The following is an 18,428-nucleotide window of genomic DNA, read 5'->3' as shown; positions in this document are numbered from 1 at the left end:
TGACACAACTGAATGGCGGTCAGCCTTTTGTTATTTGTATTTCCGGACCCACAGCCGCGGGTAAAACCCAGCTGGCGATGGATCTATTTGAGCGCTTGAATGGGCGTATTATTAGTGTTGATTCTGCGCTCATTTATAAACAAATGGACATTGGTACAGCCAAGCCAAGTGCTGCGGAGCTGGCGCGCTACCCCCATGCTTTAGTGGATATTCTTGACCCTGCGCAGAGCTACAGCGCAGCAGACTTTCGCCATGCTGCCCTGGACCTTATTGAGCAGGCGATTGCGCAGCAGCAAGTACCTATCTTAGTCGGCGGCACCATGCTGTATTACCGCACGCTCCTTGGCGGCATGTCGAACTTGCCAACTGCGGATGCGGCAGTGCGTGAGGCCCTGCAAGCTGAAGCCGAGCAGCACGGTTGGCTGGCATTGCACCAAAGGCTGGCCAGCTTTGACCCGCAGTCCGCCGCACGTATTCACCCGAATGATCCGCAGCGGTTATTGCGTGCTTTGGAAGTGTACACATTAAGTGGGCGCAGTATGACTGAGCTCACGGAGTCCCAGGAGCCAGGTCTGCAATGGCCAAGTTACCAATTTGCAGTAGCGCCTGCCGATCGAAAAGTGTTGCATCAGCGTATTGAATTACGTTTTGATGATATGTTGCAGCAAGGCTTCATTGCTGAAGTTGAAAAACTGCGTGCACGCGGCGATTTGCATTTGGATTTACCATCCATGCGCTGCGTCGGCTACCGTCAAGTATGGCAATATTTAGACGGCGACATCAGCGCCGACGATATGCGGGCAAAAGGGATTGCAGCCACACGTCAATTGGCAAAACGCCAGTTAACTTGGTTGCGTAGTTGGCCGGATTTACATTGGCTTGACCCAACTCAGGTGAACCTAGCTGACGAGGCGTGGTCAACCTTGCGGGACAAATTCGCGACGCGGCCACAAATGTGGTTAAAAAAGCCTTGAAATTTGTAGAAATAACCCGCACTTAATAAATTATCTTGCTACACTCAAGATGCAGTGGCGTCGTACTCAAGCACTGTATCAATTCTAATAACAAGTTGCGAAAGGAACATAGCCATGGCGAAAGGCCAAACGTTACAAGACCCTTTTTTGAATGCGCTACGACGTGAGCGTATTCCCGTTTCAATTTATTTAGTAAACGGCATTAAGCTCCAAGGACAGATCGAGTCGTTTGATCAGTTCGTGGTACTATTAAAGAATACCGTGAGTCAGATGGTGTATAAGCATGCCATCTCAACTGTGGTGCCTTCACGTATTCCGAACAACTACCATCCAACGGGTAGTGACGACGCTGAAGGTGGTGCCCCCCAATTTTAATTTCCAATTAAGCAGAGGTAGCTCGCTTGTTTGATAGATATGAAGGCGGCGAGCAGGCGATACTCGTCAATGTCGACTTTCCGAATGAATCCGCTCGTGAAGACGTTGAAGAGCTCGCTTTGCTGGTGTCATCGGCTGGGGTTGAAGCACTTGAAGTCGTTTCAACCAGCCGACGTGCGCCGGATGCGAAGTTGTTTATCGGCACAGGTAAAGCCGAAGAAATTGCTGCATTGGTTAAAGCCCATGAAGCAGACATCGTTATTTTTAACCACGCGTTGTCACCCTCCCAGGAACGTAACTTAGAGAAAGTCTTTCAGTGTCGCGTGCTTGACCGCACCGGTTTAATTCTTGATATCTTCGCCCAGCGTGCGCGCACCCACGAGGGTAAGCTGCAGGTTGAGTTGGCGCAATTGCGTCACATTTCAACGCGACTGATTCGAGGCTGGACTCACTTAGAGCGCCAAAAAGGTGGTATCGGTTTACGTGGGCCTGGTGAAACTCAGCTCGAAACTGACCGTCGCTTGCTGCGCGCACGTATTAAAGCGATCTTAGCGCGTTTAGACAAAGTGGCGAAACAACGTGAACAAGGGCGTCGCGCACGCATGCGTGCGGAAATTCCTACGCTTGCATTGGTCGGTTATACCAACGCCGGCAAGTCGACGTTATTTAATCGAATTACCAACGCAGATGTGTATGCCGAGGACCAATTGTTTGCCACCCTCGACCCAACCTTACGTAAGATTGACTTGAAAGACGTTGGCCCTGCGGTGCTGGCGGACACCGTTGGGTTTATTCGCCATCTTCCCCACGACTTAGTGGCAGCGTTTAAAGCCACATTGCAAGAAACCCGCGATGCCGACTTACTCCTCCACGTGATGGATATTAGTGACGAGCGCCAAGCGGACAACCAACGCCAAGTTGATGCGGTATTAGCTGAAATTGAAGCCTCCGAAACACCGCAATTATTGGTATGCAATAAGATAGATCGTCTGGAACAGCAAAATCCACGTATTGATTATGACGACGCAGGGGTTCCGCAACGCGTATGGTTGTCTGCCCAAACTGGCGTTGGGGTCGATTTGTTGTTCCAAGCCCTGAGTGAGCGCCTGTCAAAGCAAATGATGCGTGAGCATTTGCGACTACCTCCGCAGGAGGGTAAACTTCGCAGTCAATTATATGCGCTTGATTGTGTGCAATCAGAACAGATACTCGACAACGGAGATATGTTAGTATCTGTCAACATGCCTGCGGTGGAGTGGCAAAAGCTGCTTAAAGTGCACGGTAACAAGCTTGCTAGTTTTGTTGTCGAGCAAGAATAACACCCGCAGTAGCAACGAATTTTATCTACGTTTGGAGTAATCAATGGCCTGGAATCAACCGGGGAATGGCGGTGACAAAAACCGCGACCCATGGAAAAACCAGGGCGGAAAAGATCAGGGTCCTCCTGATCTGGACGAGGCCCTGAAGAACCTACTCGGCAAGCTGGGAATGGGTGGCAAAGGTGGTCAGGGTGGCAGCGGCCAGTCTGGCGGCAGCGTGCCAAGTAAACTGATTGGCTTAGTTGCCGTGTTGGCTTTAGTCGTCTGGTTTATCGCGGGTTTCTATACCGTCAACGAAGCAGAACGTGGTGTCGTACTGCGTTTTGGTGCATACCATACTGAAGTAACTTCAGGCTTGCACTGGCGCCCAGTGTTCATTGACGAAGTGTCGAATGTGGACGTCAATAACGTTCAGTCGCAACAGACTAGCGGCTTTATGCTGACCGAAGACGAAAACGTAGTTCGCGTCGAGCTAGGCGTTCAATATCGTGTAGTGAATGCACGTGCCTATCTATACAACGTCGAAGCACCTGACGACAGTTTGGCTCAGATTACCGATAGCGCCTTACGTTTCGTGGTCGGCCATAATACGATGGACAATATCCTGACTGTTGGTCGTGAACAAATTCGCCAACAAACTTGGGAAATTATTGACCGTTTGGTTGAGCGTTACGACCTAGGTATCAATGTGATCGACGTCAACTTCTTGCCTGCGCGTCCGCCAGAAGAAGTACGTGATGCATTTGATGACGCCATCGCGGCACAGGAAGATGAAGAGCGTTTTATTCGTGAAGCTGAAGCCTATGCACGTGAGCGTGAGCCGCAAGCACGTGGTCGTGTGCGTCGTCTGCAACAAGAAGCCCAAGCGCAAAAAGAAAGTGCTATTTTACAAGCTCAAGGTGAAATCGCACGCTTTAACTTGTTACTGCCACAGTATCAAGCAGCGCCAGAAACGACGCGTCAACGTTTGTATTTAGAAACGCTACAAGCAATTTACGCGAATAATGCGAAAGTGTTTGTCGATGTCGATGGTGGCAACAACATGTTGTACCTACCGCTCGACCAAATTATGCAAAATCGCCAGCGTCAGGTCGCACCTATATTGCCGTTAGAAGGCGTGGGTTCGCAGACTGGGACATCAAGTAATACACCGCGAGTGAATTCTTCTGGGTCTGGTATTGTCCAGCCTGAGAGTATGCGTGGTAGCAATCCACGTGGCACAAGCGGTCGAGGAGGTAACTAAGATGCGCAATTTAGTCATAGTCATTGCTGTTATCGTCGCCATTTTAGGCTATTCATCGCTGTTCACCATCCAAGAGGGTGAGCGTGGTATCGTGATCCGTTTTGGTCAGGTTGCCCAAGATGAAGACGGACGCCCTGTCGTGTATCAGCCAGGCCTACACTTTAAAATTCCACTGATCGAGCGGATAGAGAAGTTAGATGCGCGCGTGAAAACATTGGATGGTCAGCCTGACCGCTTTATCACCAGCGAACAAAAAGACTTAATCGTCGATGCGTTCGTGAAATGGCGAATAGCTGACTTTGCCCAGTTCTACTTGTCTACGGGTGGTGGTAACGAGCGTCAAGCAGAAGACCTACTGATGCGCCGGATCAATTCGGGTCTACGTAGTGAGTTTGGTACACGTACTATCCGTGACATCGTTTCAGGCGAGCGTGATGAGCTGATGGAACAAGCGCTGGTGCAAGCTGGCGATGGAGCGTCTGACTTGGGTATTCAAATTCTTGACGTGCGAGTAAAGCAAATTAACTTGCCAACCGAAGTGAGCCAGTCGATTTTCGCGCGTATGCGGGCTGAGCGTAATGCAGTTGCTCGTGAGCACCGAGCTGAAGGTCAATCTCAGGCGGAGTTTATCCGCGCTGACGTGGATGCGCGTGTGACGGTTATGCTTGCAGATGCAGAACGTGAAGCACGTCAAATACGTGGTGAAGGTGATGCGGAAGCGGCACGTATTTATGGTGAAGCATACAGCCAAGATGCTGAGTTCTTTGCCTTCTTACGAAGCATGGAAGCTTATAAAGAAAGCTTCTCAAGCGGTAACGACGTGCTGGTGCTAAGCCCAGATAGCGAGTTCTTCCGTTTCTTGAACCAGATGTCGGGTATCCGTAGCGAGTAACACTTTCGCTACCGCCTAAATGTCGGCTTAAAAAGGCCGCGCTGTTCACTTGCATAGCAAGGAAGCAGCGCGGCCTTTTTGTTACTATGATTTGCACCCAAAGCGACAATGGATATACTCAAGCTACTGTTGTTATAAGCATGGGGTTGCTATGCGCCATTTATATTCTCGTTTCCTTGATGCCCGCCCTGGGGTATTACATATGTCGCCGCACAGCCACTATTATTGGCCGGATGTGACCCGGCAGGCACAATTGGATTACTGGGATGACGCGGCACGCTTTGCGGATGATAAGTGGGATGAAATCTTCGCTCGGCGTGTCCCTGCGGTGCAGGCAATGATTGCTGAGCGCCTACATGTGAGTAGCCCTGAACAGATAGCCTTTGCAGGCAATACCCATGAATTTGTATACCGGATTATGAGTAGCTTTGCTGCTGATAAGCCATTGCGTATCTTAACCACGGATAGTGAATTTCATAGCTTTAGCCGTCAAAGTCGGCGCTTACTCGAGCGCGGCAACGTGGAAATTACCACAGTCCCAGCACAGCCCTACGCGAGCTTAGCGACACGCTGGCGCGACGCAGTCGCGGCCCAAACCTATGAACTAATCTTCATCAGCCAGATTTTCTATAATTCAGGGGTTGCAGCACCCGGGGTCGACCAATGGCTAGACGCGGTGCGTGATGACAATACGGTGGTGGTTGTCGATGGCTACCATGGCTTTGGTGCGGTGCCGACGGACTGGTCCGCGTTTCAACATCGGGTATTCTACTTAGCCGGCGGCTACAAATACGCGCAAGCCGGGGAGGGCGTTTGCTTTGCCGTGGTGCCGCAAGGTTGCAAATTACGTCCAGAATATACCGGTTGGTTTGCAGACTTCGCCAATTTAGCTAAACCGCAGCAGGGTGCTGTTGAGTATGCGGACGATGGCATGCGCATGGCGGGTGCAACCATGGATTTTAGTGCGCTATATCGGTTGCAGGCGGTGCTGCAGATGTGGCAGCAAGAAGGCCTTAGCGATACTAAAGTAAACGCGTATGTTCGTGATTTGCAGCAGGGTTTCCTACGTCATATCGATAGCTTGAACCATCCGTTATTGACGCGCGCTAACCTCTTAGTTGAGGACTATGCGACCCATGGACACTTTTTTACCTTTCAGTTAAGTTCGCCGGAAGAAGTGCAAAGCTTGGCAACCCGTTTACGCGAGCAGGGGGTGATGACGGATTACAGATACGACCGCTTGCGCTTTGGGTTTGCTTTGTATCAACAGGTGCAGGAATTTGAGCAAATTGTCGGTTGAGCACTCAGTTTTGCGAAAATCTGGGTGAATTATAAACGCCGCTTTGGTAGAATCGCGGCTTAATTTTCCACTGTTTGAGAATCATGGGTAAAAACGTCGTTATTCTTGGCACCCAGTGGGGTGACGAGGGCAAAGGAAAGATCGTTGACTTGTTAACTGACAAGGCAACGTATGTCGTACGCTATCAAGGTGGCCACAACGCTGGTCATACATTGGTCACCGAAGGCAAGAAAACAGTTCTTCACCTTATTCCATCGGGCATTTTGCGCAACAACGTTACCTGTATGATAGGTAACGGAGTCGTGCTGTCGCCTGAAGCTTTGATGGAAGAAGTTGAGATGCTGGAAGCGCGCGGCGTGCCGGTGCGCGAGCGCCTACTCATTAGCGAAGCCTGCCCACTTATCTTGCCTTACCATATTGCTTTGGACCAGGCCCGTGAAGCGGCACGTGGAAATAAAGCTATTGGTACCACAGGTCGTGGTATCGGCCCTGCGTATGAAGATAAAGTGGCTCGGCGTGCACTGCGCGTGGGCGACTTAATGAATATGCAACAGTTTGAGCACAAACTACGCGACATTATTGAGTACCACAATTTTGCGCTCACCCAGTATTACAAGCAACCTGCAGTAGATGCGGACGAAGTCCTTGCCTACTGTAAGGAAATCGCACCTATCCTGATTAAGATGATTGCCGATATTCCTGGTTTGCTAGATAAAGCGCGTAAGAATGGCGACCACATCATGTTTGAGGGTGCTCAAGGCACCTTACTCGACATCGACCACGGCACCTACCCGTATGTAACCTCCTCGAACACCACGGCTGGTGGCGTCGCCACAGGTGCTGGTTTCGGCCCACGCCATATAGATTATGTACTGGGTATCGTAAAAGCGTACACCACCCGCGTTGGTTCAGGTCCGTTCCCGACCGAACTGGGTTGTGAAGTGGGCGAGCATTTAGGTGTGAAAGGCCATGAATTTGGTGCGACCACTGGGCGCAAACGTCGTACGGGGTGGTTTGATGCAGTGGCCATGCGTCGCGCGGTACAGATCAACTCAATCAGTGGCTTATGTTTAACCAAGCTTGACGTGTTAGATGGCCTTGATGAAGTGAAAATTTGTACGGGCTACAAGTTGCCCTCAGGTGACATCGTGGACCTACCGCCGTTATCGGCCGAAGACTACGAGAAAGTTGAGCCAGTGTATGAAACCATGCGGGGCTGGGCGAAGCCAACTGTGGGCGTCACCAAGCATGAAGACTTACCAGCTAAGGCACTTGCGTTTATTGCACGGATCGAAGCATTGCTTGAAGTGCCAGTAGATATTATCTCTACCGGCCCTGATCGTGCTGAAACCATAACTTTACGCCATCCTTTCTCGGCGTAACCGCGTTTGGTGGCATACTTTGTATGCCACCACGCCATGTTTGTGAGCAGGCTGAGCCTGCCCTAGACATGAAATAACGTATAAAAACCGAGCTTATTACGCAAAAAATAAGCAATCGGTAGCAAAAATTAAAAAAAAATGCGATTAGCTGTTGCAACGATGAAAACCTTGCCATAGAATTCGCACCACCTAAACGGTGACGCCGGCATAGCTCAGTTGGTAGAGCAACTGACTTGTAATCAGTAGGTCCCGAGTTCGACTCTTGGTGCCGGCACCATTTAGCTAAAAAATTTGTGGAGGGGTTCCCGAGCGGTCAAAGGGATCAGACTGTAAATCTGACGGCTCAGCCTTCGCAGGTTCGAATCCTGCCCCCTCCACCATTTTTTTCTGCAGACCCCAGGTAGCCGAAGTAAGATTGCGGGTGTCGTATAATGGCTATTACCTCAGCCTTCCAAGCTGATGATGCGGGTTCGATTCCCGCCACCCGCTCCAAGACAAGTTTTCGTGCTGATATAGCTCAGTTGGTAGAGCGCACCCTTGGTAAGGGTGAGGTCGGCGGTTCAAATCCGCCTATCAGCACCAGTCTTCTGCCTCTTATCTTCCCAGTCCTGCTTTTCTGCAAACATAACCAAGTTTATCAATCCTAAGCACTGGTGAGTATCGTCACCGAGCGTATTAAAGAGAGGCTGTCATGGCTAAAGCAAAATTTGAACGTAGTAAACCGCACGTAAACGTCGGTACTATCGGTCACGTTGACCATGGTAAAACCACGCTGACGGCGGCGATCACCACGGTATTGGCAAAAACCTACGGTGGTTCTGCAAAAGACTTCGCATCAATCGACAACGCTCCAGAAGAGCGTGAGCGTGGTATCACTATCTCAACCTCACACGTTGAGTATGACACTCCGTCACGTCACTATGCCCACGTAGACTGCCCAGGCCACGCTGACTATGTTAAAAACATGATCACTGGTGCTGCACAGATGGACGGCGCAATCTTAGTAGTAGCTGCGACTGACGGCCCAATGCCACAGACTCGTGAGCACATCTTGTTGTCACGTCAGGTAGGCGTACCATTCATCGTTGTATTCATGAACAAGTGTGACATGGTAGACGACGAAGAATTGTTAGAGCTGGTAGAAATGGAAGTCCGTGAGTTGTTGTCAGAGTACGACTTCCCAGGTGACGACTTGCCAGTGATTCAAGGTTCAGCGCTAAAAGCGTTGGAAGGCGAAGAAGAGTGGGAAAAGAAAATCATCGAATTGGCAGAAGCTTTGGATTCATACATCCCAGAGCCAGAGCGTGATATCGACAAGCCATTCTTGATGCCAATCGAAGACGTATTCTCAATCTCAGGCCGTGGTACCGTAGTAACTGGCCGTGTTGAGCGCGGTATTGTAAACACTGGTGACGAAGTAGAAATCGTAGGTATCAAAGACACTACGAAGACTACCGTAACGGGTGTTGAGATGTTCCGTAAGTTGCTAGACGAAGGTCGTGCAGGTGAGAACATCGGCGCATTGTTGCGTGGTACTAAGCGTGAAGATATCCAGCGTGGCCAAGTATTGGCGAAGCCAGGTTCAATCACTCCGCATACCAAGTTCGAAGCAGAAGTATACGTACTGAGCAAAGAAGAAGGTGGTCGTCATACGCCATTCTTCAAAGGCTACCGTCCACAGTTCTACTTCCGTACTACGGACGTAACTGGTGCAGTAGAATTGCCAGAAGGCGTAGAGATGGTTATGCCTGGTGACAACATCAAGTTCGTAGTAGAACTGATTGCACCAATCGCGATGGACGACGGCTTACGCTTCGCTATCCGTGAAGGCGGCCGTACCGTAGGCGCTGGCGTTGTATCTAAAATCTTAGATTAATTGGTAGGGCAGGCTTTGCCTGCCGCCAAGCGATGTTGAACGGCAGGCGAAGCCTGCCCTACAACCACCAATCAAGATTTTCAAAAGGCTCCCATAGGGAGCCTTTTTTGATTTCCGCCTTTGCGAATATATTGTGCCAGACATCACACAGCCATTCTCGGCATAGATTTGCAACACATCATTAACGTTGCTATTGTCATTGCAGCACCGTGAATGAGCGTAACCATTCAACGAGGCATGATGGTATTGTATCTAAAATATTGGATTAACCGGGCAGGCCATGTCCGCGTCACGCAGTGATGCCGCCGCGCATTGCCTGCCGCCAAGCGATGTTGAAAGGCAGACAAAGCCAGCTCACGATGTTTTGAACAGAGTATTGCCAATGACTACTTGGATAAGCCACCGCGGGTATACTAAACACGCAACTGAAAACACCGCTCAGGCATTTGATGATGCCGTTGCACTCGGCTTTGACCACCTTGAGACTGACCTGCGCACGACACGAGACGGTCATATTGTGTTGTGCCATGACCCTGAGTTAAGTCGTATCAGTGCTGCGCAAACTAAAGTCAGCGACTTAACTCGCAGTGAACTGGAAGCGCTCAAGCTGATTCAGGGCGAACCACTATTGTTCTTTGATGAATTCCTCGACCGGTATGCACACTTAAACTGGATCCTTGATATCAAGCCGGACAGCGCTGAGGCGACTATTGCTGGGCTGCAAACTTGGCTTAAGCACCCTCAGGGTGAAACTTTCCTACGCCAACAGGTGCGTTTTTTGATGTGGCAACCCGCGCATGAGCAGCAACTACAACAGGTGTTGGACAATGCATTTTGTCTTGCCCGAGATAAAGCCTGTGTGCGTGCTGGGGTGTCTGCGCTAGTCGGTTTGCCTGCACTTGGTGTGGTTGAGCATGGCGTGTATGCGGTGCCACCAAAGCTTGGTGGTGTGCCGGTGTTATCAGCAGGCTTAGTCAAGCGTTACCACAAGCTTTCGGCAAAGGTCATCGGATATTTGCCTGAGAGTGAGGCTGAACACCAGCAAGCATTAGACGCAGGCGTTGACGAATTGCTGACGAACCATGCGCACCTGATACAAAGTTTGGGCAAAACCGCGGACTAAAGCAATGCTTGACGTTTGAACGCATTGTGAGCCTTGCTTTCACTACTTTGATCGGTATAATACGGCGTCCATCCTAATTATCCTTTCTTCCCTTGTTTTTCCAATGCACAGGGTTAGTCCATGATTAGGATGCTTGTGTAATTTTTAGGGGTGTAGTTCCAATTGGTAGAACAGCGGTCTCCAAAACCGACGGTTGGGGGTTCGAATCCCTCCACCCCTGCCAAATTTTTGTTGAATGCCTGAGCATTCATTGTCAACGCATACATTGCAGGATCAGCAACCATGAGTGCAAACACAGAAAGTCAAACGAACCAAATGGATGGCCTGAAATGGGTTATCACCATCGCGCTGCTTGCAGCGGCAGTTGTAGGTAATTATATCTATGGCGACGTGATGGTTGTGTTCCGTGCATTAGGCGTCATTGTATTGGTTGTTTTAGCCGGTATTATCGCTAGCCGCACCGCTAAGGGTCAGACCTTTCTGAACTTCGCCAAAGAAAGCCGTACTGAGGTACGCAAAGTTGTATGGCCAAGCCGCAAAGAAGCTACCAACACGACTGCAATTGTTCTAGTTGCGACCGTGATTGTAGCGCTTTTATTGTGGGGTCTAGATGGCATTTTAGTGCGTGTAGTGGGTATGGCCACAGGCATCAGTGCCTAACTACAGCGCCTAAGCAACTCGATAAGCCAAATCATTTATCCGGAGAACATAATGGCTGAAGAACAGAAGAAACGTTGGTACGTCGTGCAGGCGTTTTCAGGTTACGAGCAGCGCGTCCAAAAGACCTTACTTGAGTACATCAAAGCCCAAGGTATGGAAGAGTTGTTTGGCGAAGTCTTAGTACCGACTGAAGAAGTCGTCGAGATGCGTGGCGGTCAGCGCCGTAAGAGCGCACGCAAGTTCTTCCCTGGCTATGTATTGGTCCAGATGGTCATGAATGAAGATACTTGGCACTTAGTTAAGAGCACGCCGCGTGTATTGGGCTTCATTGGTGGTACTGCAGAACGTCCTGCGCCGATCAGCAGCAAAGAAGCTGATGCTATCTTGAATCGTTTGCACGAGTCAGAAGACAAGCCGCGTCCGAAAACTATGTTCGAACCGGGTGAAGTTATTCGTGTTACTGACGGTCCGTTTGCAGACTTCAATGGTACCGTTGAAGAAGTTGACTACGAAAAGAGCCGCATGAAAGTATCGGTTTCAATTTTCGGACGTTCAACACCAGTAGATTTAGATTTCAGTCAAGTCGAAAAGTCTTGATCGAGTTGGCGGATTCGTATACAATCCGCGCTCAAATTTTCCATCGGGAAGCCGTTTGAGCCACCTTCCTCAAGGTCTGGCGAGGCGTTTAACCCATAACAGAGGTCGAGTAAAATGGCTAAAAAAGTCAGTGCCATCATCAAGCTGCAAGTAGCAGCTGGTAAAGCAAACCCGTCACCACCCGTAGGTCCAGCATTGGGTCAGCACGGTGTGAACATCATGGAATTCTGTAAAGCGTTCAACGCCCAGACAGACAACCTTGAGCAAGGTGCACCAGTTCCAGTTGAAATCACTGTGTTTGAAGACCGTTCATTCACGTTCATTACTAAAACCCCTCCTGCAGCATTCTTGTTGAAGAAAGCAGCTGGTATCAAGAGTGGTTCAGGCGAGCCTAACAAGAAGAAGGTCGGTACTGTGACCCGCGCTCAGTTAGAAGAAATCGCGAACATGAAAGAACCGGATCTGACTGCAGCGGACATGGACGCAGCAGTTCGTACAATCGCGGGTTCAGCTCGCTCAATGGGCTTGATCGTAGAGGGTTAATGCAATGGCAAAACTAACTAAGCGTATGCGTACCATTCGCGAGAAAGTTGAAGCTCGTGATTATGATGTTAACGAAGCACTGACTTTGTTAAAAGAATTAGCAACAGCCAAGTTTACTGAAAGTGTAGACGTTTCAGTTAACTTGGGTATCGATGCACGTAAATCTGACCAAAACGTTCGTGGTGCAACTGTACTACCTAACGGTACTGGTCGTGACGTTCGCGTTGCAGTATTTACTTCTGGCGCTAACGTTGAGAAAGCGAAAGAAGCAGGTGCTGATTTAGTTGGCATGGAAGACTTAGCTGAGCAAGTTAAGAAAGGCGAAATGAACTTTGACGTTGTTATCGCTTCTCCTGACGCAATGCGTGTGGTCGGCCAATTAGGTCAAATCTTAGGTCCACGTGGCCTGATGCCTAACCCTAAGACTGGTACTGTAACGCCAGACGTTGCGACTGCAGTTAAAAATGCAAAAGCTGGTCAGGTACGTTATCGTAACGACAAGAATGGTATCATTCACTGCACTATCGGTCGTGTTGATTTCGACAACGACAAATTGAAAGAAAACTTAGAAGCATTGCTTGGTGCTTTGAAGAAAGCCAAGCCATCTTCTGCGAAAGGCGCGTTTGTTAAGCGTGTTAGCTTGTCGACCACTATGGGCGCAGGCGTTCGTGTAGACCAAAGCACTTTAGCTGATAAAGCGTAAGTTGGTTCGCTTACTTAGGTAAGCAATCAAGGTTTTAGGGTTGGAGTTGCCTCTCATTATGATGCGGCTCTCATCCAAGACCGCAGGTGCTCACATCGGGAGGTGAGGGCTTAATCTTCGTTCATTTGAATGGGGCCTGCGCAGATGGTGACATCCGACTCAGACTCTCTGGGAGAGATTCACCGTGACAAAGGGGTGGTAGCGGGTAACCAACGCCACCAACTTGTAACGATAAGAGGGCGGCTTGACCAAACTCTTTTATTAACGAGGTGATACTAGTGGCACTAGGTTTAGATGCAAAAAAGGCGATCGTTAAGGACGTTAACGAAGTCGCTTCTAAGGCACTATCCGTCGCTGTTGCTGAGTATCGTGGAATCGAAGTTGCGGACATGACCAAACTTCGTACCGAAGCTCGTAAGCAAGGCGTTCACGTACAAGTCGTACGTAACACTTTAGCTAAGCGTGCTTTTGAAGGTACACAGTTTGCTGACATGGACGAGGCACTTAAAGGTCCACTTCTCTACGGTTTTTCTTTGGACGCTCCAGGCGGCGCTGCTCGCTTGTTCAAAGACTTCGCTAAAGAGAACAAAAACCTGCAAGTGACTGCGCTATCGATCGGTAACGGTCTGATGGGTCCAGAAAAACTGGACGCTGTAGCGTCACTTCCGACTCGCGACGAAGCATTGGCGAAATTGCTTGCCACCTTCAAAGCGCCGGTTACCAAATTTGTTCGTACTATCAATGAAGTACCTACTAAGTTTGTCCGCGTTTTGGGTGCAATCAAAGACGCTAAATAAGCGACATTTATTTTTTAATCGAATTTACATTCATAATCCCAGGAGTTTAGAGACATGGCTCTGACTAAAGAAGATATTTTAAACGCGATCGCTGAAATGCCAGTAATGGAACTGGTTGAATTGATCGAAGCTGCTGAAGAAAAATTCGGTGTTGACGCATCTGCTGCTGTTGCAGTTGCTGCTCCTGCTGCTGGCGGCGCTGCTGCTGAAGAAGAGCAAACTGAATTTGACGTAATCCTGAAAGCCGCTGGTGCTAACAAAGTTGCTGCTATCAAAGCAGTACGTGGCGCAACTGGCCTAGGCTTGAAAGAAGCTAAAGCTATGGTTGAGTCTGCTCCAGTAGCAGTTAAAGAAGGCATTGCTAAGGCAGACGCTGAAGAGCTGAAGAAGCAGCTTGAAGAAGCTGGTGCAGAAGTTGAACTTAAGTAAGTTCTGTTTGCATTAAGGCCTTTTTAGGGCTCAGGCTGGTGACTTTTTAGTCACCAGCCTTTTTGCGCTAAAGAGGATGCATCTGTTTTTCCACTATAGTTTTGGATGCATCAGGATGAAAACTGTAGTAGTAGCTGCCACGCAGTTTGGCAGTTAGGGTCAGAAATCAGCTAGCTGAGGAACCCCATGGCGTACTCCTACTCTGAAAAAAAACGAATTCGTAAGGACTTTGGCAAGCGCCCACGAGTGCTTGAAGTACCTTACTTACTATCAATTCAGCTTGATTCATTTAAAAAGTTTATTGACGCCGATCCGGAAGGCCAATACGGTCTGGAAGCCGCGTTCCGCTCAGTATTCCCGATTACAAGCTACTCGGGTAACGCCGAGCTAAAATACGTGAGCTACCGCTTAGGTGAGCCAGTATTTGACGTCAACGAATGTCAAATTCGTGGTGTAACTTATTCTGCGCCGCTACGCGTGAAGCTGCACATGGTGCTGTATGATAAAGACGCACCTGCCGGCACTGTAAAAGACATTAAAGAGCAGGAAGTGTACATGGGCGAAATTCCGCTCATGACTGACAACGGTACCTTTGTTATCAATGGTACTGAGCGTGTCATCGTTTCTCAGTTGCATCGTTCGCCAGGCGTATTCTTTGACCATGACAAGGGTAAAACCCATTCGTCAGGTAAAGTCTTATACAATGCACGCGTGATTCCTTACCGCGGCTCTTGGTTAGATTTCGAGTTCGACCCGAAAGACAACGTATTCGTGCGTATTGACCGTCGCCGTAAACTGCCTGCGTCGATCATTCTACGTGCTCTTGATTACACCAACGAACAGATCCTTGAGCTGTTCTTTGAAACCACGCATTTTGAAATCAAGCGCGATAAGGTTCTGATGACCCTGATCCCTGAGCGCCTGCGTGGTGAAACTGCATTGTTTGATATTAAAGATACCAACGGTGACGTGATTGTCGAAAAAGGCCGTCGTATTACTGCGCGCCATATCAAACAACTTGAAAGCCTGAATATCCAAGAAATGGAAGTGCCGGTTGATTACTTAGTGGGCAAAGTGCTGGCTAAAGATTACGTCAACAAGAAAACCGGTGAAGTGGTGTCTAGCGCCAATGACATCATTACCTTGGAACTATTAGCTGAGCTGCGCGAAGCAGGCTTCAAGAAATTTGAAACCTTGTTCATGAACGACCTAGACCATGGTCCTTACATGAGCGAAACCTTGCGTATTGATAACTCAACTAATCGCCTAGAAGCTTTGGTTGAAATCTACCGCATGATGCGTCCGGGGGAGCCGCCCACTAAAGACGCCGCAGAAGCATTATTTGAAAACTTGTTCTTCTCTGAAGACCGTTATGACTTATCGACCGTTGGTCGTATGAAGTTTAACCGTCGTTTAGGCCGTGACGAAGAGACTGGTTCAGGTATCTTGTCAAAAGAAGACATCGTTGCCGTGATGCAAAAGCTGATCGAAATCCGCAACGGTTTAGATATCGTGGATGACATCGACCACTTGGGTAACCGTCGTATTCGTTCGGTTGGCGAGATGGCAGAAAACCAATTCCGCGTCGGCTTAGTCCGTGTAGAGCGTGCTGTGAAAGAGCGCTTGAGCTTGGGTGACCTTGATAGCGTAATGCCACAAGACTTAATTAACGCCAAGCCTATTTCAGCGGCGGTGAAAGAGTTCTTCGGTTCAAGCCAGTTGTCACAGTTTATGGACCAAAATAACCCATTGTCGGAAGTCACGCACAAGCGTCGTATTTCGGCATTAGGTCCAGGCGGTTTGACCCGTGAACGTGCCGGCTTTGAAGTGCGTGACGTACACCCGACTCACTACGGTCGTTTGTGCCCAATCGAAACGCCTGAAGGTCCGAACATCGGTCTGATTAACTCATTGTCGTCGTTCTCACGTTCAAACGAGTATGGTTTCCTTGAAACCCCGTATCGTCGTGTTGAAAACGGTGTGGTGACTGACGAAGTTGATTACTTGTCTGCGATTGAAGAAGGTAAGTACATCATCGCTCAGGCCAGCATTAACCTAAGCGACAGTGGTGAAATTACGGAAGAGCTTGTACCTTGCCGTCACCAGGGTGAATTTACCCTGACCAGCAAAGAGCAAGTTCAATATATGGACGTGTCACCACAGCAGATCGTATCGATCGCTGCGGCATTGATTCCGTTCCTAGAGCACGATGACGCTAACCGCGCATTGATGGGCTCGAACATGCAACGTCAGGCGGTACCGACTTTGCGTGCAGATAAGCCATTAGTTGGTACGGGTGTTGAGCGTACAGTTGCTGTCGACTCTGGTGTAACCGTGGTTGCTAAACGTGGTGGTGTGATTGACTACGTAGACGCTGCACGTATCGTGGTGAAGGTGAATGAAGAAGAGATGGTACCAGGCGAAGCGGGTATCGATATCTACAACCTAACCAAATACACCCGTTCGAACCAGAACACTTGTATTAACCAAAAGCCTACGGTCAACCCAGGCGAGCCAGTGCAGCGCGGTGACGTGTTAGCCGACGGCCCTTCGACTGACTTAGGCGACTTGGCACTTGGCCAAAACATGCGCGTGGCATTTATGCCATGGAACGGTTACAACTTCGAAGACTCGATTTTAATTTCAGAGCGTGTAGCTATCGAAGACCGTTTGACCACCATTCACATTCAAGAATTGAACTGTGTGGCGCGTGACACCAAGCTAGGTCCAGAAGAAATTACGTCGGATATTCCTAACGTAGGTGAGTCAGCGTTATCTAAGCTGGACGAATCAGGTGTGGTGTATATCGGTGCTGAAGTAAATGGCGGCGATATCTTGGTCGGTAAAGTGACGCCAAAAGGCGAAACCCAGCTGACCCCAGAAGAAAAGCTTCTGCGTGCCATCTTTGGTGAAAAAGCGTCTGACGTGAAAGACAGCTCATTGCGCGTACCAAATGGTGTCACTGGTACCGTTATCGACGTCCAGGTATTTACTCGTGACGGCGTAGAGAAAGACAAGCGTGCCCTGGATATCGAAGAAATGCAGTTGGCGACAGTCAAAAAAGACTTAACCGACGAGTTCAAGATTCTTGAAGAAGGTGTGTTCAGCCGTGTTCGTACCTTGTTGTTAGGTAATGGCTTTGACGAGTCTAAGCTGGCTGCGCTTGAGCGTAGCAAGTGGTTAACTCAAAGCCTGAAAGACGAAGATGCGCAACAGCAGCTTGAGTACCTGGCACAGCAGCACGAAGAACTGCGCACTGACTACGACAAGCGTTACGACGAGAAACGTCGCAAGATCACCCAGGGTGATGACTTGCAGCCAGGCGTTCTGAAAATCGTTAAAGTTTACTTAGCTGTGAAGCGTCGCATTCAGCCGGGTGACAAGATGGCTGGTCGTCACGGTAACAAAGGTGTTATCTCTAACATCGTTCCGGTTGAAGATATGCCGTACGATGAAAGCGGTGAGCCAGTCGATATCGTATTGAACCCGCTAGGTGTACCTTCGCGGATGAACGTGGGTCAGATTCTCGAAACTCACTTAGGTGCTGCCGCGCGTGGTATCGGTCGTAAGATCGAGAAAATGATGAAAGAGCAGCGTGAACTGGCTGAAATGCGTGAATTCCTGCAAAAAGTCTATGACTTAGGCGAATGCCGTCAGCAGGTCGATATCAGCACGTTCAGCGACGACGAGGTAATTCGCTTAGCCACTAACCTGAAAGCAGGTCTACCGACTGCGACGCCAGTGTTTGATGGCGCGATTGAATCAGAAATTAAAGCATTGTTGACCTTGGCAGATTTGCCAGAGTCAGGGCAGGTAACCTTATTTGACGGACGTACCGGTAACGAGTTCGAGCGTCCAGTCACCGTCGGTTACATGTACATGCTGAAGCTGAACCACTTAGTTGATGACAAGATGCACGCCCGTTCAACCGGATCATACAGCCTGGTTACTCAGCAGCCGCTGGGTGGTAAAGCGCAATTCGGTGGTCAGCGTTTCGGGGAAATGGAAGTATGGGCACTGGAAGCATACGGTGCCGCTTACACCCTGCAGGAAATGTTGACTGTGAAGTCGGACGACGTGAACGGCCGTACGAAGATGTACAAGAACATCGTAGACGGCAACCATCAGATGGATCCAGGTATGCCGGAATCGTTCAACGTATTGTTGAAGGAAATCCGCTCACTAGGTATCAACATCGAGTTGGAAGACGAATAA

Annotated in this window: 16 protein-coding genes and 5 tRNA genes; all 21 read left to right on the top strand. The window is 49.3% G+C overall.

Features of this window, described 5'->3' with window-relative positions:
* Nucleotides 1–8: 8 nt before the first annotated feature.
* The 21 genes from miaA to rpoB all read left to right on the top strand — a co-directional run bounded on the left by miaA (nt 9) and on the right by rpoB (nt 18,428).
* Nucleotides 9–974 (top strand): tRNA (adenosine(37)-N6)-dimethylallyltransferase MiaA, encoded by a 966-nt coding sequence (gene miaA, locus CWE07_RS03285; RefSeq protein WP_275541002.1) that lies wholly within the window; start codon nt 9–11, stop codon nt 972–974.
* Between the two features lie 114 nt (nt 975–1,088).
* Nucleotides 1,089–1,349 (top strand): RNA chaperone Hfq, encoded by a 261-nt coding sequence (hfq, locus tag CWE07_RS03280; RefSeq protein WP_111568801.1) that lies wholly within the window; start codon nt 1,089–1,091, stop codon nt 1,347–1,349.
* Between the two features lie 26 nt (nt 1,350–1,375).
* Nucleotides 1,376–2,668 (top strand): ribosome rescue GTPase HflX, encoded by a 1,293-nt coding sequence (gene hflX, locus CWE07_RS03275; protein WP_111568802.1) that lies wholly within the window; start codon nt 1,376–1,378, stop codon nt 2,666–2,668.
* Nucleotides 2,669–2,711: 43 nt separating this feature from the next.
* Nucleotides 2,712–3,911, top strand: coding sequence for an FtsH protease activity modulator HflK (gene hflK / locus CWE07_RS03270; RefSeq protein WP_111568803.1), 1,200 nt, complete (start codon nt 2,712–2,714; stop codon nt 3,909–3,911).
* Between the two features lies 1 nt (nt 3,912).
* Nucleotides 3,913–4,803, top strand: coding sequence for a protease modulator HflC (hflC, locus tag CWE07_RS03265; protein WP_111568804.1), 891 nt, complete (start codon nt 3,913–3,915; stop codon nt 4,801–4,803).
* Between the two features lie 151 nt (nt 4,804–4,954).
* A complete protein-coding gene (locus CWE07_RS03260) occupies nt 4,955–6,103 on the top strand; it encodes an aminotransferase class V-fold PLP-dependent enzyme (RefSeq protein ID WP_111568805.1) in 1,149 nt (382 codons plus the stop codon).
* A gap of 83 nt (nt 6,104–6,186) precedes the next feature.
* Nucleotides 6,187–7,485, top strand: coding sequence for an adenylosuccinate synthase (locus CWE07_RS03255; protein WP_111568806.1), 1,299 nt, complete (start codon nt 6,187–6,189; stop codon nt 7,483–7,485).
* A 201-nt stretch (nt 7,486–7,686) separates the two neighbouring features.
* Nucleotides 7,687–7,762 (top strand) — tRNA-Thr (locus CWE07_RS03250).
* A gap of 18 nt (nt 7,763–7,780) precedes the next feature.
* Nucleotides 7,781–7,865 (top strand) — tRNA-Tyr (locus CWE07_RS03245).
* Between the two features lie 37 nt (nt 7,866–7,902).
* Nucleotides 7,903–7,977 (top strand) — tRNA-Gly (locus CWE07_RS03240).
* 14 nt (nt 7,978–7,991) lie between these two features.
* Nucleotides 7,992–8,067, top strand: a tRNA-Thr gene (locus CWE07_RS03235).
* A 109-nt stretch (nt 8,068–8,176) separates the two neighbouring features.
* Complete coding sequence (tuf, locus tag CWE07_RS03230; protein WP_111568807.1) at nt 8,177–9,361, top strand: elongation factor Tu; 1,185 nt, start codon at nt 8,177–8,179, stop codon at nt 9,359–9,361.
* A 382-nt stretch (nt 9,362–9,743) separates the two neighbouring features.
* On the top strand, nt 9,744–10,484 hold the full coding sequence (locus tag CWE07_RS03225; protein ID WP_157983208.1) for a glycerophosphodiester phosphodiesterase: 741 nt from the start codon (nt 9,744–9,746) through the stop codon (nt 10,482–10,484).
* A 146-nt stretch (nt 10,485–10,630) separates the two neighbouring features.
* A tRNA-Trp gene (locus tag CWE07_RS03220) sits at nt 10,631–10,707 on the top strand.
* 59 nt (nt 10,708–10,766) lie between these two features.
* Nucleotides 10,767–11,144 (top strand): preprotein translocase subunit SecE, encoded by a 378-nt coding sequence (gene secE, locus CWE07_RS03215; protein WP_111568809.1) that lies wholly within the window; start codon nt 10,767–10,769, stop codon nt 11,142–11,144.
* Between the two features lie 51 nt (nt 11,145–11,195).
* Complete coding sequence (gene nusG, locus CWE07_RS03210) at nt 11,196–11,741, top strand: transcription termination/antitermination protein NusG (protein ID WP_111568810.1); 546 nt, start codon at nt 11,196–11,198, stop codon at nt 11,739–11,741.
* A 114-nt stretch (nt 11,742–11,855) separates the two neighbouring features.
* Nucleotides 11,856–12,284, top strand: a complete 429-nt coding sequence (rplK, locus tag CWE07_RS03205; RefSeq protein WP_111568811.1) for a 50S ribosomal protein L11 — start codon at nt 11,856–11,858, stop codon at nt 12,282–12,284.
* A gap of 4 nt (nt 12,285–12,288) precedes the next feature.
* A complete protein-coding gene (rplA, locus tag CWE07_RS03200) occupies nt 12,289–12,987 on the top strand; it encodes a 50S ribosomal protein L1 (protein ID WP_111568812.1) in 699 nt (232 codons plus the stop codon).
* A 278-nt stretch (nt 12,988–13,265) separates the two neighbouring features.
* Complete coding sequence (rplJ, locus tag CWE07_RS03195; protein WP_111568813.1) at nt 13,266–13,784, top strand: 50S ribosomal protein L10; 519 nt, start codon at nt 13,266–13,268, stop codon at nt 13,782–13,784.
* A 54-nt stretch (nt 13,785–13,838) separates the two neighbouring features.
* The gene (gene rplL / locus CWE07_RS03190) at nt 13,839–14,213 is read left to right on the top strand and encodes a 50S ribosomal protein L7/L12 (RefSeq protein ID WP_111568814.1); all 375 of its coding nucleotides are present in this window, start codon (nt 13,839–13,841) and stop codon (nt 14,211–14,213) included.
* A 186-nt stretch (nt 14,214–14,399) separates the two neighbouring features.
* The gene (gene rpoB / locus CWE07_RS03185; RefSeq protein WP_111568815.1) at nt 14,400–18,428 is read left to right on the top strand and encodes a DNA-directed RNA polymerase subunit beta; all 4,029 of its coding nucleotides are present in this window, start codon (nt 14,400–14,402) and stop codon (nt 18,426–18,428) included.

The sequence above is a fragment of the Aliidiomarina maris genome, from assembly GCF_003987335.1.
Taxonomy (GTDB): Bacteria; Pseudomonadota; Gammaproteobacteria; order Enterobacterales; family Alteromonadaceae; genus Aliidiomarina; species Aliidiomarina maris.
This window is presented reverse-complemented; position numbering and strand designations above follow the sequence as displayed.